The 25155-nt window shown below is 68.9% G+C and carries 24 protein-coding genes and 1 pseudogene; 11 read left to right on the top strand and 14 right to left on the bottom strand.

The genetic code is table 11. The features are described from left to right. The first annotated feature begins 178 nt into the window (after nucleotides 1–178). Complete coding sequence (locus tag E3T28_RS16445) at nucleotides 179–562, top strand: VOC family protein (RefSeq protein ID WP_134433311.1); 384 nt, start codon at nucleotides 179–181, stop codon at nucleotides 560–562. A 330-nt stretch (nucleotides 563–892) separates the two neighbouring features. Next, nucleotides 893–1720 carry a VOC family protein gene (locus E3T28_RS16440; protein WP_134433325.1) on the top strand — a complete coding sequence of 276 codons (828 nt, stop codon included), beginning with the start codon at nucleotides 893–895 and terminating at the stop codon, nucleotides 1718–1720. Nucleotides 1721–2084: 364 nt separating this feature from the next. Here the strand turns inward: E3T28_RS16440 and E3T28_RS16430 are convergent, their stop codons facing one another. After that, the gene (locus E3T28_RS16430) at nucleotides 2085–2825 is read right to left on the bottom strand and encodes a TetR/AcrR family transcriptional regulator (protein WP_134433309.1); all 741 of its coding nucleotides are present in this window, start codon (nucleotides 2823–2825) and stop codon (nucleotides 2085–2087) included. 132 nt (nucleotides 2826–2957) lie between these two features. Here E3T28_RS16430 and kynA point away from each other — a divergent pair, with 132 nt between their 5' ends. From kynA to purQ, 5 genes are all read left to right on the top strand, one after another. Beyond that, nucleotides 2958–3812: a tryptophan 2,3-dioxygenase gene (kynA, locus tag E3T28_RS16425; RefSeq protein ID WP_134433307.1), complete on the top strand. Its 855-nt coding sequence runs from the start codon at nucleotides 2958–2960 to the stop codon at nucleotides 3810–3812. 10 nt (nucleotides 3813–3822) lie between these two features. After that, nucleotides 3823–4731, top strand: coding sequence for an amidohydrolase family protein (locus E3T28_RS16420; RefSeq protein ID WP_134433305.1), 909 nt, complete (start codon nucleotides 3823–3825; stop codon nucleotides 4729–4731). Between the two features lie 198 nt (nucleotides 4732–4929). Further along, on the top strand, nucleotides 4930–6354 hold the full coding sequence (locus E3T28_RS16415; protein WP_134433303.1) for a kynureninase: 1425 nt from the start codon (nucleotides 4930–4932) through the stop codon (nucleotides 6352–6354). Nucleotides 6355–6393: 39 nt separating this feature from the next. Continuing rightward, nucleotides 6394–6663: a phosphoribosylformylglycinamidine synthase subunit PurS gene (gene purS, locus E3T28_RS16410; RefSeq protein WP_134433301.1), complete on the top strand. Its 270-nt coding sequence runs from the start codon at nucleotides 6394–6396 to the stop codon at nucleotides 6661–6663. Beyond that, nucleotides 6663–7361, top strand: a complete 699-nt coding sequence (gene purQ, locus E3T28_RS16405) for a phosphoribosylformylglycinamidine synthase subunit PurQ (protein WP_134433299.1) — start codon at nucleotides 6663–6665, stop codon at nucleotides 7359–7361. The genes purS and purQ overlap by 1 nt, the downstream gene beginning before the upstream one ends. A 105-nt stretch (nucleotides 7362–7466) precedes the next feature. Here purQ and E3T28_RS16400 read toward each other — a convergent pair whose 3' ends face one another. The 3 genes from E3T28_RS16400 to pdhA are packed head-to-tail and all read right to left on the bottom strand — an operon-like array spanning nucleotide 7467 to nucleotide 10878. Beyond that, on the bottom strand, nucleotides 7467–8828 hold the full coding sequence (locus tag E3T28_RS16400; protein ID WP_174844023.1) for a dihydrolipoamide acetyltransferase family protein: 1362 nt from the start codon (nucleotides 8826–8828) through the stop codon (nucleotides 7467–7469). After that, nucleotides 8825–9841, bottom strand: coding sequence for an alpha-ketoacid dehydrogenase subunit beta (locus tag E3T28_RS16395; RefSeq protein ID WP_134433298.1), 1017 nt, complete (start codon nucleotides 9839–9841; stop codon nucleotides 8825–8827). The genes E3T28_RS16400 and E3T28_RS16395 overlap by 4 nt, the downstream gene beginning before the upstream one ends. Further along, complete coding sequence (gene pdhA, locus E3T28_RS16390; RefSeq protein ID WP_241979410.1) at nucleotides 9838–10878, bottom strand: pyruvate dehydrogenase (acetyl-transferring) E1 component subunit alpha; 1041 nt, start codon at nucleotides 10876–10878, stop codon at nucleotides 9838–9840. Before pdhA ends, E3T28_RS16395 begins: the two co-directional genes overlap by 4 nt. 227 nt (nucleotides 10879–11105) lie before the next feature. On the opposite strand from pdhA, the gene E3T28_RS16385 reads away from it, so the two are divergent. Next, complete coding sequence (locus tag E3T28_RS16385; protein ID WP_134433294.1) at nucleotides 11106–11786, top strand: TetR/AcrR family transcriptional regulator; 681 nt, start codon at nucleotides 11106–11108, stop codon at nucleotides 11784–11786. Here the strand turns inward: E3T28_RS16385 and E3T28_RS16380 are convergent. The 3 genes from E3T28_RS16380 to mgrA form a co-directional block, all read right to left on the bottom strand. Next, nucleotides 11717–12394 (bottom strand): helix-turn-helix transcriptional regulator, encoded by a 678-nt coding sequence (locus tag E3T28_RS16380; RefSeq protein ID WP_134433292.1) that lies wholly within the window; start codon nucleotides 12392–12394, stop codon nucleotides 11717–11719. The genes E3T28_RS16385 and E3T28_RS16380 overlap by 70 nt on opposite strands. A gap of 3 nt (nucleotides 12395–12397) precedes the next feature. Continuing rightward, a complete protein-coding gene (locus E3T28_RS16375; protein ID WP_241979412.1) occupies nucleotides 12398–12922 on the bottom strand; it encodes a hypothetical protein in 525 nt (174 codons plus the stop codon). Nucleotides 12923–13128: 206 nt separating this feature from the next. After that, entirely contained in the window at nucleotides 13129–14154 is a 1026-nt protein-coding gene (mgrA, locus tag E3T28_RS16370) for an L-glyceraldehyde 3-phosphate reductase (protein ID WP_134433288.1), read from the bottom strand. 193 nt (nucleotides 14155–14347) lie between these two features. On the opposite strand from mgrA, the gene E3T28_RS16365 reads away from it, so the two are divergent. The 3 genes from E3T28_RS16365 (at nucleotide 14348) to E3T28_RS16355 (ending at nucleotide 18445) form a co-directional block, all read left to right on the top strand. Further along, a complete protein-coding gene (locus E3T28_RS16365; protein ID WP_241979409.1) occupies nucleotides 14348–14818 on the top strand; it encodes a DUF3817 domain-containing protein in 471 nt (156 codons plus the stop codon). A gap of 203 nt (nucleotides 14819–15021) precedes the next feature. Then, on the top strand, nucleotides 15022–17331 hold the full coding sequence (gene purL, locus E3T28_RS16360) for a phosphoribosylformylglycinamidine synthase subunit PurL (protein ID WP_134433284.1): 2310 nt from the start codon (nucleotides 15022–15024) through the stop codon (nucleotides 17329–17331). A gap of 397 nt (nucleotides 17332–17728) precedes the next feature. Then, nucleotides 17729–18445, top strand: coding sequence for a hypothetical protein (locus tag E3T28_RS16355; RefSeq protein ID WP_241979408.1), 717 nt, complete (start codon nucleotides 17729–17731; stop codon nucleotides 18443–18445). Nucleotides 18446–18562: 117 nt separating this feature from the next. On the opposite strand, the gene E3T28_RS16350 is transcribed toward E3T28_RS16355, so the two are convergent. From E3T28_RS16350 to E3T28_RS16315, 7 genes and pseudogenes are all read right to left on the bottom strand, one after another. Continuing rightward, entirely contained in the window at nucleotides 18563–19516 is a 954-nt protein-coding gene (locus E3T28_RS16350) for an SDR family NAD(P)-dependent oxidoreductase (RefSeq protein ID WP_134433280.1), read from the bottom strand. Between the two features lie 212 nt (nucleotides 19517–19728). Continuing rightward, nucleotides 19729–20055: pseudogene (locus tag E3T28_RS17500) on the bottom strand (chorismate mutase); the annotation flags it as partial. Nucleotides 20056–20283: 228 nt separating this feature from the next. Next, the gene (locus tag E3T28_RS16340) at nucleotides 20284–21393 is read right to left on the bottom strand and encodes a DMT family transporter (protein WP_241979407.1); all 1110 of its coding nucleotides are present in this window, start codon (nucleotides 21391–21393) and stop codon (nucleotides 20284–20286) included. Between the two features lie 317 nt (nucleotides 21394–21710). Further along, the gene (locus E3T28_RS16335) at nucleotides 21711–22370 is read right to left on the bottom strand and encodes a GNAT family N-acetyltransferase (protein ID WP_134433276.1); all 660 of its coding nucleotides are present in this window, start codon (nucleotides 22368–22370) and stop codon (nucleotides 21711–21713) included. 360 nt (nucleotides 22371–22730) lie between these two features. Next, a complete protein-coding gene (locus E3T28_RS16325; protein ID WP_134433272.1) occupies nucleotides 22731–24017 on the bottom strand; it encodes an adenylosuccinate synthase in 1287 nt (428 codons plus the stop codon). Continuing rightward, a complete protein-coding gene (locus E3T28_RS16320; RefSeq protein WP_134433270.1) occupies nucleotides 24018–24512 on the bottom strand; it encodes a DUF3151 domain-containing protein in 495 nt (164 codons plus the stop codon). Between the two features lie 8 nt (nucleotides 24513–24520). After that, on the bottom strand, nucleotides 24521–25114 hold the full coding sequence (locus tag E3T28_RS16315) for a TetR/AcrR family transcriptional regulator (protein ID WP_134433268.1): 594 nt from the start codon (nucleotides 25112–25114) through the stop codon (nucleotides 24521–24523). Nucleotides 25115–25155 lie beyond the last annotated feature (41 nt).

Genomic DNA, 25155 nt, shown 5'->3' with positions numbered 1-25155 from the left:
GGCTCGGCGTCCCGGCGCGCCGGCTTGGCGTCCCGGCGCGCCGGCTCGGGGCATCCCGGCGCGCGGCATCCCGGCGCGCGGGGCGTCGGAACGCATCCCGGCAGTTGGGCAGACCGGCGCACCGTCGCTGGGCGTCACGTCCCGGCGGCCCGACGCGGCAAACTGATACGCTCCGGCCATGCGAATCAAGATGTGCAGCGTCCACGTGAACGATCCCGCGACCGCGTTCGACTTCTACACCTCCGTGCTCGGATTCGAGAAGCTGATGACCATCCCCGAGCACCAGCTTTACGTCGTGAAGTCGCCGGACGACCCCGACGGGGTCGGACTCCTCCTCGAGCCCAACGACAACAAGGTCTCCGCTCGGTATGCGCAGGGCCTCCGCGGCCTCGGGCTGCCGGCCATCGTCTTCGGCACCCCGGATGTGCAGGCCGAGTACGAGCGGCTCCGCACCCTGGGCGTCCAGTTCGCCGGAGCCCCCAGCGCGGATGCCTCCGGCACCTCCGTCATCTTCGACGACACCTGCGGCAACCTGATCCAGCTCCACGAAGACGAGCAGTAGCGGGCCCCCGGGGCCGACCGGGTTCCGAGCTCGAACCGTCTCCCGCCGCGCTTCTCCGGCCGACTCCCGTGGCTAACTCAGGAGATCCCGGCCGCCGGCATCACCAAGCGTACTGTTTCCGCGGCGGATGGGTCCCGAGCGCGACCGGACCAGCATATCTCCTGAGTTAGCCCCCGGACCGGGCGCGCGACACCCGGAATACCCGGACCGGGCGCGCGACACCCGGAATACCCGGACCGGGCGCGCGACACCCGGAATACCGGGCCCGGGTCATCCGTTGACGCCAGTGTGAATCGATCCGCGAACGACCTGCTGCCCGCGTCCACCGGTATGGGCGCGGTGACCCTGCGCGTGGGTGACCTCGACGCCATGATCACGTATTACCGCGACGCGGTGACCCTCGAGTTGCAGAGCCACGAGGGCCCGGTCGCCGTGCTCGGACGCGGAACCGTGCCGATCGTCATCCTGCAGCACGCCCCGGAGCTGACCGCCGCCGAGCCCCGCTCCAGCGGGCTGTTCCACACCGCCATCCTCTTCGACACTCAGGCGCAGCTCGCCGCGTCCGTCTACTCGGTGGGCACGACGCATCCGGGATCGTTCACCGGCAGCGCCGATCACCTGGTCAGCCAGGCCTTCTACTTCACCGACCCGGAGGGCAACGGCATCGAGCTCTACTGGGACCGCGACCGCACCGAGTGGAGTTGGAACCACGGCCAGGTCGAGATGGCCACCCTCCGCCTCGACCCGAACACCTTCATCGGCGAGCATCTGACCCGGGACGGCCAGGCGCATCCGTCGACGGGAAACGCCATCGTCGGGCACGTGCACCTGTCCGTCGGCGATGTGGGCACGGCCCGCGAGTTCTACGTGGACCGCCTCGGCTTCGAGGCCACCGCGAATCTCGGCGGCCAGGCCCTGTTCGTCTCGGCCGGCGGTTACCACCACCACATGGCGATGAACACCTGGAACAGCGCCGGCGCCGGTAAGCGCCGCCTGGCACTCGGGCTCGGCGAGGTCGACATCATTCTGCCGGGCACGGACGACATCGGTGCCCTGAACGAACGGATGTCCCACTTCGGCGTGCAGACCCGCCACGACGGGCAGACCCTCGGCTTCGACGACCCGTGGGGCAACCAGATCGTGGTGCGTACGAAGTAGCCCGGCGGCCCGCGCCCGCCCGTCCCGCGGCCCGCGCCCACCCGTCCGCCCGCCCGTCCCGCGGCCCGCGAATCCGCCGAGTGTCGCCGTTTGCGCCGAGGCGACCCACTGGGGCGGCGACTCTCGGTAGAAGTGGCGACTCTCGGCAGCCGAGGCTGCCCTCACGCGTCACCGCGACCGGCGCCGAGGTCGACACATCCGGTCGAGTTCGACCGGCGCACCACGTGAACTCGACGCAGAACCACGCCGAGGCTTCGGCTACGCGTCCGCGGCGGAGCCGGTTCCGGTTCCGGTTCCGGTTCCGGTTCCGGGGGCGGCGCCGGCTACGCGTCCGCGCCGGAGGCGGTTCCGGGGGCGGCGCCGGCTACGCGTCCGCGGCGGAGCCGGTGCCGGAGCCGGTTCCGGGGGCGGCTCCGGCACCACGGGAGGCCGCCCGGGTGGCGCGGCGGCTGAGGCCGTGCACCGCCGCCTGGTACTCCTTGGCGCCGAGCGGGCGTCCCGGCAGCTTGGGTCGGTCCCGGTCGATGGTCCGCAGTCCGTCGAGAACGATCGACAGCTGGCGCCGCCACTGGCCGGTGTAACCGCCGCCGAGGGTGCCGAGCGAGCCCACCATGGTGACGAGGACCGCGAGGTCGACCGTGTCGACATCCGTTCGGAGGTCGCCGTCGCGCTTGGCCTGCGTCACGAGGCCCGACAGCATCGTCTTGAACGAGGCGACCTTGCCGCGCGCCGGGTCGATCGTCTCCATGCGTTTGAGGATAGGCGGCAGGGACGGGTCCGCGACCAACCATTCGGCAACGCGTTCGGTGTAGACGACGATGCCGTCCCAGGCGGTGGGGGCGGCGGCGATCTCGTCGCGCACCGAGGAAAGCTCGGCGAGGGAAATGTCGTGCAGGGCTCGGACGAGGTCGTCACGGGTGGGGAAGTTGCGGTACAAAGTGGCAACGCCCACGTCAGCGCGGCGGGCGATCTCCTCCAGCGAGGCGTCGACACCGTGCACGGCGATCAGCGCCCGCGCCTCGACGAGGAGACGCTCACGGTTCTGCCGGGCGTCACGCCGTCTGGGCTGCGCCCCGTCCTGCGGGGTCGATTCGGACGAAGTCATGACCCTGATTCTAGGACCCGAACCTTGGCGTCGCGGAGGCTAACCTCCACGACCCCCGGGCGGGTGTCACCGGTTGCGCCGGGCCGGGCTGTCCCGCAGAATGCAGTCAGCACCCGAACGAAACGGAGCACCATGTCGGTCGAGTACAACACTCGCGAGTTCGATCCCGAGATCGTGACGGACTTCCGGGAGCGGATGAGCTATGGCTCCTACCTCGATCTCGACACCCTGCTCAGCGCCCAGAAACCGGTCAGCGCGCCCGAGCACCACGACGAGCTTCTGTTCATCATCCAGCACCAGACCACCGAGCTCTGGCTCAAGCTCGTGCTGCACGAGCTGCGCGCCGCAACCGCGTTCCTGCGCCAGGACCAGATCGCCCCGGCTCTCAAATGCATCGCCCGGGTCAAGCACATCCAGCGCACCCTGACCGAGCAGTGGTCGGTTCTGGCCACGCTCACGCCCAGCGAATACGCCGAATTCCGGCACTTCCTGGGCAGCTCCTCCGGCTTCCAGTCGTACCAGTACCGGGCCGTTGAATTCGCGCTCGGCAACAAGAACCGGCGCATGCTGAGCGTGTTCGAGAGCGACGCGGATGCCCACGCGCTCCTCTCCGAGATGCTCGAAGCCCCCAGCATCTACGACGAGTTCCTGCGCTACCTGCACCGGCAGGGGTTCGCGATTCCGGCATCCGTGCGGGGGCGCGACGTGACCGAGGCGTGGGTGCTGCACCCGGAACTCGTGGCCACCTTCCGCGGGATCTACGAGAACGCGGGCGAGCACTGGGGTGCCTACGAGGCCTGCGAGGAGCTCGTCGACCTGGAGGACAACTTCCAGCTCTGGCGGTTCCGGCACCTCAAGACCGTGCAGCGCATCATCGGCATGAAGTCCGGCACAGGCGGATCGAGCGGCGCGGCCTTCCTGCAGAAGGCGCTCGAGCTGACCTTCTTCCCCGAGCTGTTCGCCGTGCGCACCGAACTCGGAACCTGAGACCAGACCGGTGAGTGACACCGTGCTGCCGGGCTTCCTCGACGCGCATGTGCACTTCGCGCTGATCGACCCGGCGCCGCTCACCGCGGGCGGGATTGCGCGCGTGCTCGACCTCGGTGGATGGACGCCGCAGGGCTCCCCGGGTGCAGCGCAGCCGGCAGCCGTGTTCGCGGGAGCGTTCCTCGCCGCGCCGGGCGGCTACCCGAGCGAACGGTCCTGGGCCCCGGCCGGGAGCGTGCGCTTCGTGGCCCAGGCCACGGATGCCGCGGCAGCCGTCGATGACCAGCTGGAGCTCGGGGCATCCGTGATCAAGGTGACGCTGAACGGCGACGCCGGCCCGGTACTGCCACCCGAGGTGCTCGCTGCCATCACCCGGCACGCCCACGACCGCGGGGCCCCGGTGCTCGCCCACGCCGAAGGGGCCGGCCAGGCGCTCCGCGCGTTCGAAGCCGGGGTGGACGCCCTGGCGCACACGCCGTTCAGCGAGCGGCTCGACGACGAGCTGATCGCGGCTATGGCCGGGCGGATGGCGTGGATCAGCACCCTGGACATCCACGGCTGGGGCGAGCCGACCGATGACTTCGATCGCGCGGTCGAGAATCTGCGCCGCTTCCACCGCGCCGGCGGGCAGGTGCTCTATGGCACCGACCTCGGCAACGGCCCGTTGCCGGTGGGGCTGAACCGACGGGAGATCGATGCGCTGCTCGGCGCCGGGCTGAGCCGCGACGACGTGCTGGGGAGCCTGACCATGGAGCACCTTGGGGGCTTCCGGACCGTGCTGCGCGGCCCGGCGGGTGTCGGCGGGCGACTGGTCACCGTGTTGCGCGGCGAGCGCCCGGTCGACCCGTCCGCGTTCAGCGGCTGGCTCTGCACCGCCCGCGCGGTCAGCCCGACCGACCTCGCCCCACCGCATGCCTGACCGCACCACGGCGCGCATCCGCTGCCGCGCCGGCGACCGCACCGCAGACCGCACACCGAGCCGCGCACCCGGCCGCACTCGCGCCGCCCCCCGCGCGGGTGGGATACTTCCAGCGCGGCACGGTGTCGGCGACTCCCCGGGAAGCGCGCATCGCTGCGAGAGCGCTGCCCATCATCCGTTCGACCTCGAGGAATCCAGATGACCCCCAGCACCGACATCAGCCCCGCCGGCAACGGCAGCCAGGATGCCCACCTCGCCTTCGCCCGCCGGATGGACCGCATCGACGGACTCGGGCACTACCGGCGGCAGTTCGTCGGCATCGATCCCGCCACCGCGGCCGCCGGAGCGACCGGCGCGGCGGGGCATACCCCGAACCCCGTCGCCTACCTCGATGGCAACTCCCTCGGCCGCCCCCTCCGTGCCAGCGTGGCCCGCATCACCGAGTTCCTCACCCATGACTGGGGCACCCGGCTGATCCGCGGCTGGGACGAGGCCTGGATGGACCTGCCGCTGAAGATCGGCGACGACATCGGCCGCGCCGCCCTCGGAGCCGGACCCGGCCAGGTCTTCGTCGGCGACTCCACCACCGTGCTGCTCTACAAGCTGGCGCGGGCGGCAGTCGACTACCTCCGAGTCGACACGGAACCGATGCGCACCGAGATCGTGCTCGACACCGACAACTTCCCCACCGACCGCTACCTGCTCGAGGGCGTCGCGGCCGAACGAGGCATGACGCTCCGCTGGATCCACTCCGACCCCGCGAGCGGCGTCACCGTGGAGCAGGTGCGGCAGGCCGTGGGCCCGCAGACCGCGCTCGTGCTGCTCAGTCACGTTGCCTACCGCTCCGGGTTCCTCGCCGACATGCGCGCGATCACCACGGTGGTGCACGCCGCGGGCGGCCTCGTGCTCTGGGACCTCAGCCACTCGGTCGGCTCCGTGGTGGTCGAGCTCGACCTGTGCGACGTGGACCTGGCCGTCGGCTGCTCCTACAAATACCTGAACGGCGGCCCCGGCGCCCCCGCGTTCGCCTATGTGCGCCGCGACCTGCAGGACGTGCTCACCCAGCCGATTCAAGGCTGGATGGGAACGAAGGATGTCTTCACGATGGGCCCGGGGTATGTGCCGGCCGACGGCATTCGTCGTTTCATGAGCGGAACCCCGCCGATCGTCGGGATGCTGGCCATGCAGGATTCGATCGCGATGATCGAGGAGGCCGGCATCGACTCGTTGCGAGCCAAGTCAGTGGCGCTGACCGAATTCGCGCTGACCCTCGTGGACGCCTGGCTCGCGCCGATGGGCGTGACCGTATCGTCGCCTCGGGAGCCCACGCACCGCGGCGGTCACCTGACCGTGAACCATCCCGCCATGCTGCAGGTGACGCAGATCCTGTGGGAGCACGACGTGATCCCCGACTTCCGCACGCCCGACGCCCTGCGCATCGGCCTCTCCCCGCTGAGCACGAGCTTCGTGGAGACCTTCGAGGGGGTCGCCGCGATCCGGGACGTGCTGCGCGGCGTGCTGCTCGGGCAGAGCGGGCTCGCGGGCGGCAACGGCACGGGTCTCGGTAGCGGCCTGGGCGCCGGTGCCGCCGGTGCGCTCGGGGCCCCGGGGGTCGGCCTGTAGAATCGTGGCATCCACCCCCCGACGTCTCCGGAGTGAGCTATGCCAACAATCGTCGTAGAAGTTATGCCCAAGGCCGAGCTGCTCGACCCGCAGGGGAAGGCCGTCGCCGGCGCCCTGGGTCGCCTCGGCAAGACCCGGTTCACCAGCGTTCGCCTGGGCAAGCGGTTCGAGATCACCGTCGACGGCCACGTCGATGACGCCGTGCTCGCCGAGGTGCAGGAACTCGCCGACACCGTGCTCTCCAACTCCGTGATCGAGGATGTCGTCGGCATCCACGTGCTCGAGGCACCGGCCGGAGAGACGCACTGATGCGCATCGGCGTCGTCACGTTCCCCGGTTCGCTCGACGATCGCGACGCCGCGCGCGCCATCCGTCTGGCCGGCGCCGAGCCTGTCGCCCTCTGGCACGGTGAGCACGACCTGCACGACGTCGACGCGCTCGTGCTGCCCGGCGGGTTCAGCTACGGCGACTACCTGCGCTGCGGCGCCATCGCGAGCCTCTCGCCGATCATGGCCGAGGTCATCAGCGCTGCGAACGGTGGCATGCCCGTGCTCGGCATCTGCAACGGTTTCCAGATGCTGACCGAGGCGCACCTTCTCGAGGGTGGCCTGATCCGCAACGACCACGGCTCGTTCATCTGTCGCGACCAGGGGTTGCGCGTCGAGAACGCCCTCACCGACTGGACCGGCGGTTTCGCGGCCGGCCAGGAGATCACCATCCCGCTCAAGAACGGCGAGGGCGGCTTCATCGCCTCCGCCGACACGCTCGAGCGCCTCGAGGGTGAGGGCCGCGTGGTCGTGCGCTACGTCGGCATGAACCCGAACGGTTCCCTCAACGACATTGCCGGCATCAGCAATGCGCGCGGTAACGTCGTCGGCCTGATGCCGCACCCCGAGCACGCGGTCGAGCCCGGCTTCGGCCCCGACACCGACGACGCCATGCGCAGCGGCACCGACGGGATCACCTTCTTCACCTCCGTGATCGAACGGATGCTGGTCAGCGCGTAGCAGCATCCGCTCACCGCAGGGTGCCCGTTCCTCAGGTCACTCTCGACCGGAACGGGCACCCTCGCGAGACCGACTCCCCTCGCCGAGATCAGGCGTGCCGGGTGATCAGGCGATGATCGTCCACGGGTTCTCGATCAGACGGGTCAGCGTCTGCAGGAACCGCGCAGCCACGGCGCCGTCGATGATCCGGTGGTCGGCGGACAGGGTGTAGCGCATCCGGTGACGGGCGACGATCTCGTCCCCGACCACGACCGCCTCGCGCGCGGTGCCGCCGACGGCCAGGATCGCCCCTTCGGGCGGGTTGATGATCGCGGTGAACTGCTCCACCCCGAACATGCCGAGGTTGCTGATGGTGAACGTGCCGCCCGACATCTGACCGGCTGTGAGCTTCTTGGCATTGGCCAGGCCGACGAGGTGCTTGGCCTCCGTGCCGAGCCGGCTGACCGTCTTCTGGTCCGCGTCCTCGATCACGGGAACAACGAGGCCGTGGCCCGAGGCGACGGCCACACCGATGTTGACCCGGTGGTGCACCAACATCTCGCCGCTCGAATCGTCGATGTAGGACGCGTTGACCTCGGGGTGCTCGCGCAGGGCGAGCGCGCTCGCCCGAATCAGCAGGTCGTTGATGCTCACCTTCGGCCGACCGGCCAGAACGAGCTGCGCGTTCAACTCGGTGCGCAGCTGCACCAGGTTCTCGGCATCCGCCGCTCCGGTGACGAAGAAGTGCGGGACGGTGCGGGCGCTCTCACCCAGCCGCCGCGCGATGATGCGGCGCATGTTACTCAGTGGGACAGCCTCGGATGCGCGCTTGTCGACGGTGTCCGGTGATGCCACGGCAGCCGGCGTGGCGACGGGAGAGGCCACGGGCACGCTGGGCGCGGCGGCGGAGTCGGGTGCGGTCGCCTGCGAGAGCAGGGCGTCGGTATCCGAGCGGATGATGCGCCCGCCGGGTCCCGTGCCGCGCACCTGGCTCAGGTCGAGGTGGTTTTCCCGTGCGAGCTTGCGCACCAGCGGTGAGGCGAAGAGACGCTCACCGGTTCCGGCGTTAATCCCGGCGTTAGTCTCGACGACATTTTCGGCGGCCGGAGACGATGCCGGTGCCGGATCGGCCACCGGTGCCGGGCTCGCGGAGGTAGCCTCGGCCGCCGGGGCGGCAGCCGGGCTCGCGGCAGCAGCAGGTGCGTCAGCAGCGTCGGCCGGCGTCGCCGCCGCCGCCGGCGCGGCGCTCGGCTCGCCGTCGTCCAGGAGCGCGATGGGAACGCCGATGGAGACCAGTTTCCCCTCGGGCACGAGCTGCTCGGACAGCGTTCCGGCCTCGTAGGCCTCGTATTCCATCGTGGCCTTGTCGGTCTCGATCTCGACGAGCAGGTCACCGACCTCGACCCGGTCACCGGGCTGCTTGTGCCAGATCGCGATCGCGCCTTCCTCCATCGTGTCGGAGAGACGGGGCATTGTGATTTCGATCATGATTTTTCACCCATCGGGTAGCGGCGGCGACCGACGGCGTCGAGGGTCTGACGGATGGCGCCGATGACGTCCTCCGCCGACGGCAACGCGGCCGTCTCCAGCGGTTTTGAGTACGGCAGCGGCACCTCGGCCATGGCGACGCGTCGAACGGGTGCGTCCAGGTAGTCGAAGGCGCCGTCGGAGATCGTGGCCGCGATTTCGGCGCCGATCCCATAGGTCAGCCAGTCATCCTCGAGGATGACGGCGGCGTGCGTCTTTTTGACGGACTCGACAACCGTTTCGCGGTCGAGCGGACGCAGGCTGCGCAGGTCGATGACCTCGATGTCGAGGCCGTCCGATTCCGCGAGCTGCTGCGCCACCTGAAACGCGACGTGGGCCATCCGTGAATAGCCGATCAGGGTGATGTCGCGGCCCGTGCGCGTGACGGCGGCCTTGCCGATTTCTGCCGGAACGTCGCCGTCGGGCACCTCGCCCTTGACGTTGTAGAGGGAGAGGTTCTCCAGGAAGAGAACGGGGTCATCGTCCCGGATCGCCGCGATCAGTAGCGCCTTGGCGTCGGCCGGCGTGCTGGGCGCGACGACCTTCATCCCGGGGACGAAGGCGTAGAAGAGTTCGATGTTCTGCGAGTGGGTCGCTCCCAGCTGCTGTCCGCCGCCGCCGGGCGTGCGGATGACGAGGGGCACTCTGGCCTGTCCGCCGAACATGCCGTAGATCTTGGCGGCGTGGTTCACGATCTGGTCGAGCGCGAGCAGGGAGAAGTTGATGGTCATGATCTCGACCACGGGGCGAAGCCCGAGCATCGCGGCGCCGATGGCGGCGCCGGTGAAGCCCTCTTCGGCGATCGAGGTGTCCCGCACGCGCTTCTCGCCGAACTCGTCGAGCATGCCCGCGGTGATCTTGTACGCGCCCTCGAAGAGGCCGATCTCCTCGCCCATCAGGAACACGTTCTCGTCCCGCAGCATCTCGGAACGCAGCGTGTCGTGCAGGGCCTGACGATAGGTCATGATGCTCATCGGTTGACTCCGTAGTCGGGGATCGGCGCCGGCTCGAACAGGGGCTGCCCGGGCAACCGATGGGAGTCATTGGCCACGGGGGTGGCATAGGTGTAGTCGAACAGGGTCGACACGTCCGGGAACGGACTATTCTCGGCGAAGGCCGCCGCCTCGGTCGCCTGAAGGGTTGCCTCCGCGTCGATCTTCGCCAGTTCCTGCTCGTCGAGCAGGCCGTCGGCGACCAGCATGGCGGCGAAGGTGTGCACCGGGTCTCTCTCCGTGACCAGGGCCATCTCCTCGTCGGAGCGGTACTTGGCCGGGTCGACCACGGAGTGTCCACGAAGTCGTTCCGTCACGACCTCGAGCAGGAAGGGCTTGCCGCTGCGAGCCATCGCGACGGCGCGCTGGGCTGCCTCGAACACGGCGACGGGGTCGAGCCCATCGACGCGATCCGACGCCATCCGGTAGGCGGATGCCCGCTTGTAGAGGTCCGGTTCGGCCGACGCCCTGTCGACGGTCGTCGCCATTCCCAGCCTGTTGTTGATGATGACGTAGACGATCGGCAGGTTCCAGAGAGCCGCGATGTTCAGCGACTCGTGAAAGGCCCCGATATTCGTGGTGCCATCGCCCATCGTGCACAACACGATCTCGTCCCCGTCGCGGTAGTCGATGGCCAGGGCTGCGCCCGTCGCCAACGGGATCTGACCGCCGACGATGCCGTAGCCGCCCAGCATCCGCTTCTCGAGGTCGAACATGTGCATGGAGCCGCCCCACCCCTTGGACACCCCGTCGGAGCGGCCGTACAGCTCGGCCATCACCCGGTTGGGGTGGATGCCGCGGGTGATCGCGTAGCCGTGCTCGCGGTAGTTGGTGAAGAGGTAATCGCTCGGGCGCAGCGCGGACATGAGACCGACGACCGCAGCCTCCTCACCGAGATTCAGGTGGCAGTAGCCGCCGATCAGCGCCTGCGTGTAGGCGCGGGCTGCTCGCTCTTCGAACCGGCGGATGAGCATCATCTGCCGGTAGAAACCGGTCAGGCGCTCCCGATCAGCCGGCAAGACGACGGGTTGTGCGTCAGGGGTCGATCGACCCGAGGCAGTGGATGGTCGGGACTTGGTCGCCACGGCTGTTCGCGGTCGGGTTGACATGAAAGAACTCCCTGCTCGGCCTTCATGAGGCCGGGGATCGAAGAGTCGCATCGAATTTTAATGATACGAATTAGTTTCATTCTACATCCGAGAGTACGTTTGCCGTAAACCTTTTTCGCAGATCCGAAGGGCGGACCATGGAGCCGGCAACCACAGCGAGCCCGGTCCGCAAGCTCGGCCGGCCCACGGAGGAGGGGCGCATCGAACGTCGAGGTCAGATCCTCGACGCGGCCTTGCCGGTCTTCCTCGAATACGGCTTCGGCAACGCGACGGTGGACCGGATTGCCGCCGCGGCCCGCGTCACCAAACGCACCATCTACACCTACTTCGGCAACAAGGACGGCGTCTTCACCGAGATGCAGCAGAGGCTCGCCAAGAACGTCAGCGGCGAGCCTCTGCACCCGGAGACGCTGGAGTCCCTCGCCGCACGCATCGTCTACGGATTGCACTCCGCCCAGATGATCGGACTGCACCGCCTCGTGATCGCCGAGTCGCTGCGGTTTCCCGAACTCGCCCGACGGCTGCACGACAACGGTGACATGCGGCACGTCGCGCGCCTCGCGGATCACCTTCGGGCCGAGCACGGTGAGGCCGCGGCCGCCCATGCCGAATCGCTCTACGCCCTACTGCTCGGCGAAGACTACCGGCGGCGGTTGCTCGGGCTGCTCGGCCCGGTGACCGAGGCCGAGGCCACGGTTCAGGCTCGGTCCGCGCTGGCCCTCATCCAGCTGGCCGAAACGACTGCACCTCAGGCCGATGACGCCCCGTCGGCGCCCACCGCCACAGCAGGGTCGCGTTCCGGGGGCAGCGGTTCATAGTCCGTGCGGCTGATTTCGAGCGTGCAGGTGTTCCGCTCGACGAACGGGTGGAGTGCGTCGGCACTGAGCGGCCCGTCGGTCTGTTCGAGTATCCCCCGGAGCAAACCGAAGTGCACGCGGCAGACTTCCGGGTGCACTCGAGCCATCTCGCTGTAGGGGCATTCGTGCAGGTGGACGTGCCTGCCGTCAGCGGCGAGTTTTGCGTCGAATCCGGTCTGGTCGAGGTGGTCGTCCAGGGCGTCGATCTGGCGCTGCAGGGGCGAATGCAGAACCGCCTCGATCGGGAGCATCTGGCGCACCTGGTCGCCGCGTAGCTCTGATGCCTGCGCCTGGGCTTCCCTGATACAGCCGTCACGGGAGTCGGCGCCGCTGGCGGCGGTGTACAGGATGCGCGGGCGCCCCTTGGCCTCTCGGTGCTCCACCTCCCAGGTGACGAAACCGTCTCTGATCAAGCGCTGCAGGTGCTCCCGGGTGGTGTTGTGGTGGAGCTCGGCCGCCTCGGCCAGATCGCCCACGGTCATGGTTCCGCGCTGCATCAGGTGGTGAAGCAGAGTGATCCTGCTGAACGACGCGAGCGTGCGATAGCTCGATGACTGGTGGTGCGGCATCCGTTAAGTATTCATCTCGTGTCGGTGAAAGACCAGCAACTCGGTTGTAGTGGACGGCCTGCGCCGAGCACCCCAGGCTCGTCGCCATCCGGCCCGGTCGATACCGGGTGCCGCCGACAGGCCCCCCGGTGGGACGGTGCGTGCTCGGGCCGACGGCCGTGCACTGACGTCGGTGAAATCCGGAACCGCGATTTCGTGATCGATGACCGCGCCGTCGGCGATGAAGGCCCCGCGGCCGATCTGCGTATTGCTGGCCAGGCGCGCCTCGTTTCCGACGATCGCATCGGCCCCGACGTGAACGTTCGCTCCAACGAAGACCCGTGCGCCGATGATCGCCCCGTGGTCGATCCAGCTGCCCTGCCCGATCCACGATTCGGGCCCGACCTGGGCGTCACTCTCGACATAGGTTGCGCTCGAAACATAGGCACTCGGGTTCACCTGGGCCCCAGGCGACACCAGTCCACGCCCGTTCTCGTGCCGGCGGTATTTCGTCACCTCACCCTTGTCGAGTTCCACTTCTACATTCATTCTTGCCACTAGCAGCCTCCTCGATTTCATCTTGCGATGATTTAAAAGGATATATCTGCTTTTAAGGACTGTCGAGGAGAGATCTCCGGCCACCACCGGAACGGTCGTCGCACCGGCCGGCGCGCGGACCAGACCCGGGCCAGGATCGGACCCGGCCCCGGGCCGGGTGCGGGTGCGGGTCCGGGTCCGGGTCCGGGTCCGTCAGCCTAGACGGCGCTGGACGGCTCCCACAGGTTGATGCCCATGTCGACGGCTTGCTCGTCGATCGCGGCGATCTCTCCCGCCGTGAACGCGAGGTTGTCGATCGCGGCGATGTTCGACTCCAGCTGCTTCACCGACGAGGCGCCGACGAGCGCCGAGGTGACGGTGTCGCGTCGCAGCACCCAGGACAGGGCGAGCTGGGCGAGCGACTGGCCGCGGGCATCCGCGATCTCGGTCAGGGCACGGATGCGCCCCACCGTCGCATCGTTCACCATGTCACGACTCATCGAACCGGCCTGCGAGGCGCGGGAGCCCTCGGGCACCCCGTTCAGGTAGCGGTCGGTGAGCAGCCCCTGGGCCAGCGGGGAGAAGGCGATGCAGCCGACGCCGAGGTCGTCGAGGGTGTCGAGCAGTCCGTCTTCGACCCAGCGGTTGAACATCGAGTAGGAGGGCTGATGGATCAGCAGCGGCGTGCCCATCTCGGCGAGGATCGCGGCGGCCTGCCGGGTGCGCTCGGGCGAGTACGACGAGATGCCGGCGTACAGCGCCCGCCCGCTTGTGACAGCCGTGTGCAGCGCACCCATGGTCTCTTCGAGCGGCGTGTCCGGATCGGCCCGGTGGGAGTAGAAGATGTCGACGTAGTCCAGGCCCATCCGGCCGAGGGACTGGTCGAGGCTGGACAGCAGGTACTTGCGCGAGCCGAAGTTGCCGTACGGGCCCGACCACATGTCGTACCCGGCCTTGGTCGAGATGACCAGCTCGTCGCGGTGCGGGGCGAAGTCCTGCGCGAGGTGCACGCCGAAGTTGCTCTCGGCGCTGCCCTTGGGCGGTCCGTAGTTGTTGGCCAGGTCGAAGTGCGTGACGCCCAGGTCGAAGGCTCGGCACAGGATGGCGCGCTGCGTCTCCATCGGCGCGGTGCCGCCGAAGTTCTGCCAGAGGCCAAGCGAGATCGCAGGCAGTTTGAGTCCGCTGCGTCCGGTGCGGCGGTAGGGCATGGAGTCGTAACGGGTTTCTGCGGGAAGGTACGTCATTCCTTCAGACTCGCACAGTCGGCTGAGGGCCCTCGGCGCGACGGCCCCACCCCACAGCCGAAGCCGCCGAGCGAACCGGTGCTGACCTGCTGATCCACCGAGTCATCCTCTCGGCCGATGCGGCGCGCCCTGCAACCCTGCGAAGATCGAAGTTCCCCATTCATCCTGTTCCCCGCCTCCTGGAGTGTTGCCCGTGTCACCCCGACTGCTCTACCGCTCCCTGTCGATCGCCGAGGCGATCACCTGGACCATCCTGATCACGGCGATGCTGCTCAAGTACGTGTTCGCTCCCGGCGAGTTCGGCGACGGAGCGGTTCGGGTCGGCGGCTTCGTGCACGGGCTGGTGTTCCTGGCCTATGGGATCACCGCGGTGCTCGTGGGGGTCAACCAGCACTGGCGGCTCCGGCTGATGCTGCTCGCAGTGGCCACCGCGGTGGTTCCGTATGCCACGATCCCCTTCGACCGCTGGCTCGAGCGGCGCACCCTGCTTGAGGGCGACTGGCGCCGCAAGGCCACCAGCGACCCCCGCGACCACACCCTGGCGAGCCGGCTTCTGCGCATCGGCCTGGCGAGGCCGATCCTGCTGGCCTCCGTTCTGGTGGTTGGACTGGTCGCCGTGTTCACGGTGATGCTGTCGCTGGGCCCGCCCGGTGGCGGCGCCTGACTGCTGCGCCCCGACCGCTCAGCCAGGATCGAGGTTGTCCGGCCTCGACCGTCCGGCGCACGCGGCGAACTGCGACAGCGGCCAGATCGCGATCCAGCTGTACATCGCGGCGCGATGAACGCACCCGTGGGCTGGGGCGGGGAACAGCCCGGCGGGTAGACTGACCGGGTCAAGCATCCGTTATCTCTGGGAGAACGCCACTCGTGACCGCTGTTACCACCACACCCTCCCGCGGCATTGCGGACACCGTTGCGAACGCGATTGCGACGCCGGAGAAGGAGCAGCCGTTCGACGCGCTGGGGCTGACGCCGGGCGAGTACGCGGAGATCCGCCAGATCCTCGGCCGCCGCCCCACGAGCGGCGAGCTCGCCATGTACTCGGTGATGTGGAGCGAGCACTGCTCCTACAAGAGCTCGAAGAAGTACCTGCGCTCGTTCGGCGAGAAGGTCTCCCCCGCCATGAAGAAGAATCTCATGGTCGGCATGGGCGAGAACGCCGGCGTGCTGGATGTCGGCGAGGGCTGGGCGGTCACGTTCAAGATCGAGTCGCACAACCACCCCTCCTACATCGAGCCGTTCCAGGGTGCCGCAACCGGCGTCGGCGGCATCGTGCGCGACATCATCTCGATGGGCGCCCGCCCGGTCGCCGTGATGGACGCGCTGCGATTCGGGGACATCGACGATCCAGACACGGCCCGCGTCGTGCACGGCGTCGTCTCCGGCATCTCCTTCTACGGCAACTGCCTCGGCTTGCCCAACATCGGCGGCGAGACCTGGTTCGACCGGGTCTACCAGGGCAACCCCCTCGTCAACGCACTCTCCGTGGGCGTGCTGCGTCACGAAGACCTCCACCTCGCCAACGCCACCGGCGCGGGCAACCAGGTCGTGCTCTTCGGAGCCCGCACCGGCGGTGACGGCATCGGCGGAGCATCCATTCTCGCCTCGGACACCTTCTCTGAGGGCGGCCCCACCAAGCGGCCCGCCGTGCAGGTCGGCGACCCGTTCGCCGAGAAGGTGCTGATCGAGTGCTGCCTCGAGCTCTACCGCGAGAAGCTCGTCGAGGGCATCCAGGACCTGGGCGCCGCGGGAATCTCCTGCGCCACCAGCGAGCTGGCCTCCAACGGCGACGGCGGCATGTTCATCGAGCTCGACAGGGTGCTGCTGCGCGACCCCACCCTGACGGCCGAAGAGATCCTGATGAGCGAGAGCCAGGAGCGCATGATGGCCGTCGTCACCCCCGAGAAGCTCGCCGGCTTCCTCGCGGTGACCGCCAAGTGGGATGTCGAGACGAGCGTGCTCGGCGAGGTCACCGATTCCGGCCGCCTGATCATCGACTGGCACGGCGAAGAGATCGTCAACGTCGACCCGCGCACCGTCGCCGTCGACGGCCCGGTCTACGACCGCCCGGTCGCCTACCCCACCTGGCTCGACGCGCTGCAGGCCGACACCGCCTCCGCGCTGCCTCGCCCGCTCTCGCCCGAAGCGTTGCGCGAGCAGTTCCTCGCCCTGCTCGGATCGCCGAACCTGGCCGACCCGAGCTGGATCACCGACCAGTACGACCGCTACGTGATGGGCAACACGGCTCTCTCGTTCCCCGACGACGCGGGCATGATCCGCATCGATGAGGAGTCCGGCCTCGGCTTCGTCATCGCCACCGACGCGAACGGCCGCTACTGTCAGCTCGACCCGTACCGCGGAGCCCAGCTGGCCCTCGCCGAGGCCTACCGCAACGTGGCCGTCACCGGCGCGGTGCCGGTCGGCATCAGCGACTGCCTCAACTTCGGTTCGCCGGAGAACCCCGAGGTCATGTGGCAGTTCTCCCAGACCGTCGACGGCCTGGCCGACGGATGCCTGGCCCTCGAGATCCCGGTCACCGGCGGCAACGTGTCCTTCTACAACCAGACCGGCGACCAGCCGATCTTCCCGACCCCCGTGGTCGCCGTGCTCGGCGTGATCGACGACGTCGCCCGCCGTGTGCCCAGCGGATGGCAGGACGACGGACACAACATCTACCTGCTCGGCGTGACCCGGGAGGAGCTCGACGGCTCGGCCTGGGCAGGCGTCATCCACGACCACCTGGGCGGGCTGCCGCCGGTCGTCGACCTGGCCGGCGAGGCCGCCCTCGCCGGGCTGCTGCACGCGGCGTCGATCGAGGCGCTCGTCGACAGTGCGCACGACCTCAGCTCGGGCGGGCTCGCCCAGACCCTCGCCGAAGCCGTACTCCGGTTCGGGGTCGGAGCCCGCGTGTGGCTCGGCGACATCTGCGAGCGCGACGGGATCGACGCATCCGTCGCCCTGTTCTCGGAGTCGGCCGGCCGCGTGATCGTGTCGGTGCCGCGGGAAGACGACGTGAAGTTCCTCGGCCTGTGCGAGGGGCGCAACTACCCGGTGCTGCGCATCGGCGTGACCGACTCGACCTCGGCGAGCCTGGAGATCCAGGACCAGTTCACGGTGTCACTCGCCGACCTGCAGTCGCGTCACCGCAGCACGCTGCCGTCCCGCTTCGCGCAGTAGAGGCTCCCCCGACCGACCCCGTCTCTCCCGTGCGTGCGGCCAATCGGCCGCCATGGCCCGGCCGAAAGCGGACCTTTCCGCGCACGCGCGAGGCCCGCGGGTCGGCGGCTGCCTGTGGATAGAGCACCGGGCGACTGGCGACGAGTGACATCATCGTGCGATGAGGCCGCCTTCTGAGTTACCACCCGAGCTCGGTGATGGACCGTTTTCAGTTGCAGACGCCCATCAGCTGGGAGTCAATTCCGGGCGGCTGCGGCGCAGCGACCTCGCGCGGCCCTTCCACGGCGTGCGCGTGCGCGCGGGGCGCAGCCTGTCTCCACATCCCACCAGCGAAGCCGGCAGGTGGTCCCGCATCCGGGCAGCAGCGCGCGCCCGCGCCGAGCACTATGCGGTGCGGATGCCGGCAGATCAGTTCTTCAGCCACGCGACGGCCGCGCTTCTCCACGGGCTGCCTCTCCCCATCCGGCTCCTGGAGCAGTCAAGCGTGGATGTCGGTACGAGCGTTCGGACCCGTCGCCGCAGCGGCAAGGGCGTGCGCGGGCATTTCATTCCTCCGGATCGGGTGCGCATCGTCAAGGTGGGACACCTCCCCGTCGCTTCGGAGGTCGATGCGTGGGTCCAGCTGTCGACGGTGCTCACCCTCGATGAGCTGATCATCCTCGGCGACTCCCTCGTGCACCGGCAGCGGCCTCCGGCCACGATGGCAGAACTACGCGCAGCCGGGGCACGACAGGCCGGATTGCCCGGTGCACGTCGCCTGCGCGAGGCCCTCAGCCTGGTGCGTCCACGCACCGATTCTCCCAGGGAAACAGTGCTTCGCCTCCTGATCGTGCGGGCCGGTCTACCTGAGCCGGAAGTGAATCTGACACTACTCAATCGTTTTGGCGCCTTCATGGCATTGGGTGATCTCGCGTATCGCCGCTACAAGGTTCTCATCGAGTATGACGGCGGGCAGCACCGCGAAGACGAACGACAGTTTCACCGTGACATCGACCGCCTGGACGAGCCGATGGAAGAAGGATGGCGAGTCATCCGTGTCAACAAATCGCATCTTCCGCAGGCGATAATCGCTCGCATCCGCACCGCACTCCTTGATCGCGGTTGGATCCCCTGACACTCACCGGGCCCAGATCCGCGGGACGCGTGCGCTTGAAACGCCGCCATCCCCCGTCGGCAGGCGGCGTTTCGAGCGCACGCGCTGACGGCGGTCCGATAGACGGCGAAGCGCGAGCTAGACGGTGAAGGGGGCGCCGAGGAGCAGCTCCGTGCGCGACCACAGCGACTCCGCAACCGCGGGGTCGAGCGAGGTGCGCGTGGGCTCCTGCAGCGTCGGCAGGCCGCGCGTGAGGTAGCGCGGGCCGTAGTAGTCGCCGCCACGGGCATCCGGGTCGACGGCCGCGCTCACCGTGGGCCAGGCGCCGGCATCCTTGCCCTGCGCGCCGAAGGCCTGCAGATTGTCGGCGAACCGGCTCGCCCGCGACGGCTGATTGACCCCACGGATGCCCGGCGTCAGCCCTGAAATCGAGTAGCCGGGGTGAGCGACGAGGCTTTGCACCCCGTCAGTGCCGCCGGCTCCGGCCGCCCGCAGCCGTCGATCGAGCTCGAAGCCGAACACCTGCATGGCGATCTTCGACTGCGCGTAGGCCTTCCACCGGTTGTAGCCGGACTCCAGCTGCAGGTCGAGCAGCGGGGAATCCAGCAGCCGGGAAATCATCGATCCGAGCGCCACGACCCGGCTGCCCGGCGTGCGCAGCAGTGCCGGCAGGACCCGCGCGGTGAGCGCGAAATGGCCGAGGTAGTTGGTCGCGAAGACGATTTCGTGCCCGTCGGGACTCAGCTCGCGCATGCGCGGCGGATGCACGATGCCCGCGTTCAGGATCAGTGCGTCGATCCGCGGCAACTCCAGCAGCGCATCCGCGGCCCGGCGCACCTGGGTGAGATCGCTCAGGTCCAGCGGCACCGCCGACACGGATGCCCCGGGCACCCGGGCGCGGATGGCCGCCAGCGCGGCATCCGTCTTCGCCGGATTGCGGCAGGCCAGCACGACGTGGGCGCCCGCGGCGGCGAGCTGCTCGGCCGTGAAATAGCCGAGTCCGGCGTTGGCGCCGGTGACGACGAAGGTCTTGCCGAACTGGGCCGGGAGGGCGCGGGTCGCGACGGGCCGGGCTGAGGTCAGCGCGGTCATGAGGCCGCCGGCGACGTGATGGGAGAGGAATCGGGGCCGGTCGCCTCCGAGTGAGAATCGGGGCCCAATGAATCGGAGCGAGAGGCAGCGGTGCCCGTGCCCGACGCCGAGTCTGCGGTGCCTGTCCCCGCGTCCGAGGCTGCGGTGCCGGTGCCGGCAGTCGGAGATGCGGCATCCGCTCGCGCGCCCGCGGCCCGAGGCGCGGGACCGTGCGCCGACTCAGTACCGGCGATTCTCTCGTGGTGGTGGATGACCTCGGCGATGATGAAGTTGAGGAACTTCTCGGCGAAGGCCGGGTCGAGCCGGGCCTCCTCGGCGAGCCCACGCAGCCGCCGGATCTGCAGCAGTTCCCGCTCGGGGTCGGCGGGCGGCAGGCCGTGCGCGGCCTTGAGCCGTCCGACCTGCTGGGTGAACTTGAACCGCTCCGCGAGCAGGTGGATCAGCGCGGCATCGATATTGTCGATGCTCTGACGGATGCTGCCCAGCTCGTCGATCGCTTCCTGACCCGCGCCGGCGGGCAATTCCTCGTGTGCAGCCATGGTTCGACGATACCGTTTCGGACGTACTGCGCGCGCGGCCCGCCTGCCTCCCAGCGGCGTTCGGGCGCACTTCCCCGACGGATGCCCCGAGCAGCCACCCGGGGCGGCCATCCGTTCCCGCCGCATTCCGAACCTTTCCCGTCGAGTACGTCAGTTCCGGTCGAATTCGCCCGGCACAGCACGCGATCTCGGCCGGAAGTGTCGAGTTCGGCGCCGTCTCGGTCGCGGCTACCGCGGTGACCCGTGCAGCGCTGCGGGTGATTCGGCCGAGGACTCGGCCGATGTCTCAGTCACCGACCCGGATGGCTCGGCAGCCACCGAGGGCGAGCCCCGCGAAACCGCCCGCGAAGCCGCCCGCGAAGCACCCCGCCGAGCCCGTGCCCGCCGTGTCTTCAGCGCCCACGAGGGCGCCGACCACCCTGGCAACCGCAGCCGCCGCTGGGTCAGCAGGATGCCGAGCAGCACCAGCGCCGCCCCGGCCGGCTCGTGCCAGGAGAAGGTCTCCGACAACACGAGCACCCCCAGCAGAACCCCGACCACGGGGGTGACATACGTCACCGTGGACGCGTTCGTCGGACCCCAGGCGCGCAGCACGTTGATGTGCCAGATGTAGGCCAGTCCCGTGCCGAGCGCACCGAGGGTGAGCAGCCCGGCCACGATCGGCGCGGTCAGCGCCACCGGATGCCACGCCACCACAGGGGTGGCCAGGAGCATGATCACCCCGGCGATGCCGATGTTCAGGAACGCGAAGGTCGCGGGAGCGATCGGCCGCCCGCTCAGGAACCGCCGGGTGTAGCCGAAGGTGAAGCCGTAGCAGAGCGCAGCGCCCAGGCAGGCGAACTGGCCCCAGAGGTCGCCGGTCAGGGCCGCGTAACGCCACGGCGCGATGATCACGACAACGCCGGCGATGCCCACGAGGATGCCCGCCACCTGCCCGCGCGCGAGCCGCTCCACCCGGAACGCCAGCGTCGCCATCACCGCGGTCATGATCGGCGTCACGGCGTTGTAGATGCTGGCCAGACTCGAGGACACGTATTGCTCGGCCCACGCGAACAGAAGGTGCGGCACGACGCATCCGGTGATTGCGATCACCAGGAAATGCAGCCAGACGATCTTCTCGCGCGGCAGCACCGGGCCGTTGGCCACGCGTGGACGGCTGACCAGCACGATCAGGCCGAGCGTGAGCCCGCCGAGCACCAGCCGGGACCACGCGACCTGGCCGAATGTGACCCCCTCGAGGGCGATCTTCATGAATAGAAAGCTGGCTCCCCAGATGACGCCCATGCCCAGGAACTGGAGGGTGACCAGCGTTCGGCCGGCGGCGGGAGCGTCTGTCACCTGCCGACTGTACCGCGCCCCGCCGACACCCCGCGCCCGTACCGACCGTGCCCGTCTGCCACGGCCGAAACCCGCCGCCGCCCGTGAACGAATTCGACGGAGATGTTCACGAGAACGGATGCCGCGGGCCGGTTTTCGCCTCCGGGGAGCAAAATCTCCGTCGAATTCGTTCGGGCGCTGAGCCGATGGGGCGCGGAACCGGGCGCCGGCACGGGCCGGCCGTGCCCTGTCACGCCACGCGACGCCGTCACGCCACGCGCCCTGTCAGACGACGCGACGCCGTCACGCCACGCGCCCTGTCCGACCCCGCGACGCCGTCACGCCACGTCACTCGTCTCGAACGGCCGCACCCGGTACTGCACCGACCGCGCGCCGTATCCGTCGAGCCGCGCCCGCAGCCCGGCCCGCACTCGGGGCCACTCGCTGTCGAGGATCGAGTAGATCACGGTGTCCCGCCAACTGCCGTCGGCTCGGCGCCGCTCCCGGCGGATGATCCCCTCATACGTGGCCCCGAGGCCCGCGATGGCCGCGCAGGACCGAACGTTCATCACATCCGCCTGGATCTTCACCCGCCCGAACCCGTGGTCAAAGGCCAGCCCGAGCAGCAGCAGTTTCGTCTCCGCGTTGACAGCAGTGCCCCAGACCCGGGGGTCGTAGGCGGTCCAGCCGACATGCGCCGACTCGTGCTCCAGGTGCAGGTCGCCGAGGGTGGACATGCCCACGAGATCACCGCCGTGCGCGCCGCCGACGAGGCGCACCGCGTAGGGCAGTCCCGCCCAGTGCACGTAGGCATCCGCCCAGTCCGTGAACTCGGCCAGATCCGTGCGGAGCCCGCCCGGGCCACCGCCGAAACCACCGTCGAAGACCAGCGGATGCGCAATCGCGCCGTGCAACTCCGGCAGTAGCGCCCGGGTAAGAGGTTCGAGCCGCACATAGTGGCCCACGATGGCGATGCTCTGAGGTCGCTCGGCAGTCATCCCGATACTGTCGCAGCGCCGGGTTGCCGCCGAATGAACGGCAGCGGTCCGGTCAGTGCGAACGAATTCGACGGAGATTCTCACGAAAACGGATGCTTCGGGCCGGTTTTAGCCCTCCAGCAGCAAAATCTCCGTCGAATTCGTCAGGGCACCCCGGGCGGAGGCCCGCGCGGGCTCGCCGGCCCTGCACCGGCAGCAATACCGACAGCGACAGTGGCAGCAATACCGACAGCGACAGTGGCAGCAATACCGACAGCGACAGTGACCGTTCCGGTCGAGAGTGACCGCTACAACGGGCACTCTCGACCGGAACGGCCACAGGAGGCGCAACAGGCGGTGGAACGGATCAGGGGGGCGACCTCAGTCGACGAGATCGTGACGCGAAATGATCGCCTCGCGGCCGGGTCCGACGCCGATCGCAGATATGCGGGCGCCGCTCATCTTCTCGATCGCGAGCACGTACGCCTGGGCGTTCGGCGGCAGGTCCTCGAAGGTTCTGGCGCCGGTGATGTCTTCGGTCCAGCCGGGGAAGTCCTCGAAGATGGGCTTCGCGTGGTGGAAGTCGGACTGCGACACGGGCACCTCGTCGTAGCGCACGCCGTCGACGCTGTAGGCGACGCAGACGGGGATCGTAGCCAGGCCGGTCAGCACGTCGAGCTTGGTCAGCACGAAGTCGGTGACCCCGTTGATGCGGGCCGTGTACCGGGCGACGGGTGCGTCGTACCAGCCGCAGCGGCGCGGGCGCCCCGTGGTGGTGCCGAACTCGAAGCCGTTGGCACGCAGGAACTCCCCGGACTCGTCGAAGAGTTCGGTCGGGAACGGGCCGGCGCCGACGCGGGTCGTGTATGCCTTGACGACGGCGATGATGCGGTCGATCCGGTTCGGGCCGATGCCCGAGCCGGTCACGGCGCCGCCGGAGGTCGCGTTCGAGGAGGTAACGAACGGGTAGGTGCCGTGGTCGACATCCAGCATTGTGGCCTGGCCGCCCTCGAACAGCACGGTCTTGCCGACGGTGAGTGCCTCGTGCAGCAGCAGCGCGGTGTCGGCGACCATCGGGCGCAGGCGTTCGGCGTAACCGAGCAGGTCCTCGACGATCTCGTCGACCGTGATCGCGCGGCGGTTGTAGACCTTGACCAGCAGGTGGTTCTTCTGGGCGAGGGCACCCTCGACCTTCTGGCGCAGGATGTTCTCGTCGAACAGGTCCTGCACGCGGATGCCCACGCGGTTGATCTTGTCGGCGTAGGTCGGGCCGATGCCACGGCCGGTGGTGCCGATCTGGCGCTTGCCGAGGAAACGCTCGGTGACCTTGTCGACCGTGCGGTGGTACTGGGTGATGATGTGCGCGTTGGCGCTCACCTTGAGCCGGGACACGTCGACGCCGCGGGAGATCAGAGCGTCGAGTTCTTCGAAGAGCACCTCGATGTCGACGACCACGCCGTTGGCGATGATCGGGGTGACACCGGCGGTGAGGATGCCCGACGGCAGCAGGTGCAGCGCGTACTTCTCGGTGCCGATGACCACGGTGTGGCCGGCGTTGTTTCCGCCGTTGAACTTGACCACGTAGTCAACCCGGCTGCCGAGGAGGTCGGTGGCCTTGCCCTTGCCCTCGTCGCCCCACTGGGCTCCGATCAGAACGATCGCTGGCATTTAGTTTTCTCCTCGGATAAAGAACGCCTCGGTGGGCGGGGCCGGGTCGGTGGCCCGGTAGCCGTCCGGCGTGATGGTCTGCTGCTCGATGCGGCTGATCACGGTGGGATCGGCGTCGTTCAGGAAGGTGGTGAGACGGTCGAACTCGTTCTGTTCGCCGATCTCGCCCGCGGACCGGCGCAGCGCGTAGAGCGCCCGCAGGACTCCGCGGTTGGGTTCGTGGGTCCAGCGCACCGGGCCCTGGCCGTGCCAGCCGGCCTTGCGGAGCGCGTCTAGTCCGCGGTGGTAGCCCACGCGCGCATAAGCGTAGGACTCCAGGGTGCGACCCTCGAGGTGGGTGGCGTCCGCCAGCACCGCCCAGGCCAGGGAGGAGGTCGGATGCGCCGCCACCACGGCGGACAGACTGCTGCCATCGGCTCCACGGAGCGCCTCGATCACCTCCGGTTCCGCGGGAAGAAGGGTCTCGGGCTGCTCGATCAAGTTGTCGCCGGTCACACTCGATCCTAACGTGGCCCGGGCCGCTCCTCGCCGAACAGTCCTCCGGAGAGGGATTCGAGGATGGCCGCAGCCACCTCGTCCCGCGGCCGTTCCGGCTCGAAAACGAGCCATTCCAGACCCCCCATCAGCACGGCGCCGAACACGCTGGAGGCCATCAGCCCGCAGGTCGCGTCGGCGCGGAGCTCCGGCTTCGCCTCCGCGATCGCCTCGGCGAACACGGCGAGCGCCTCGTGCCGCAGGGCGAAAAGTGTCTTCTGCCAGGTGCGGTCGGTGCGGAAGATCTCCGCCGCCATCAGCTTCGACAGTGCCGTGTTCGCCGCGATCCCCTCGAGAAGCGCGTGCACCAGCGCCTCGAGGGCCGCGCTGCCGTGCAGCCCGACCGAGGATTGACGGAGGGTTTCGGCGAGCGCGCCGACCCCCTCCTGCAGCAGTTCCTCGAACAATTTATCCTTGGAGCTGAAGTTGTAGTACAGGCTGCCCTTGGCCACCCCGGCCCGTTCCGCGACCTCGTCCATCGTGGTGCCGCTGATGCCCTTGGTCGCGGCGAGTTGCAGCGTGGCGTCGAGGATGGCGCGTTTCGTTCCGGTGGCGCGTGCCATGGGAGGTCCTTTCCGGGAGCCGGTTCGGTCCCAGCCGGTTC

This window comes from Cryobacterium sinapicolor, from assembly GCF_004403465.1.
Lineage (GTDB): Bacteria > Actinomycetota > Actinomycetes > Actinomycetales > Microbacteriaceae > Cryobacterium > Cryobacterium sinapicolor.
Note: the sequence above shows the minus strand (reverse complement) of the source record. Positions and strands in the feature narration are given on the sequence as shown.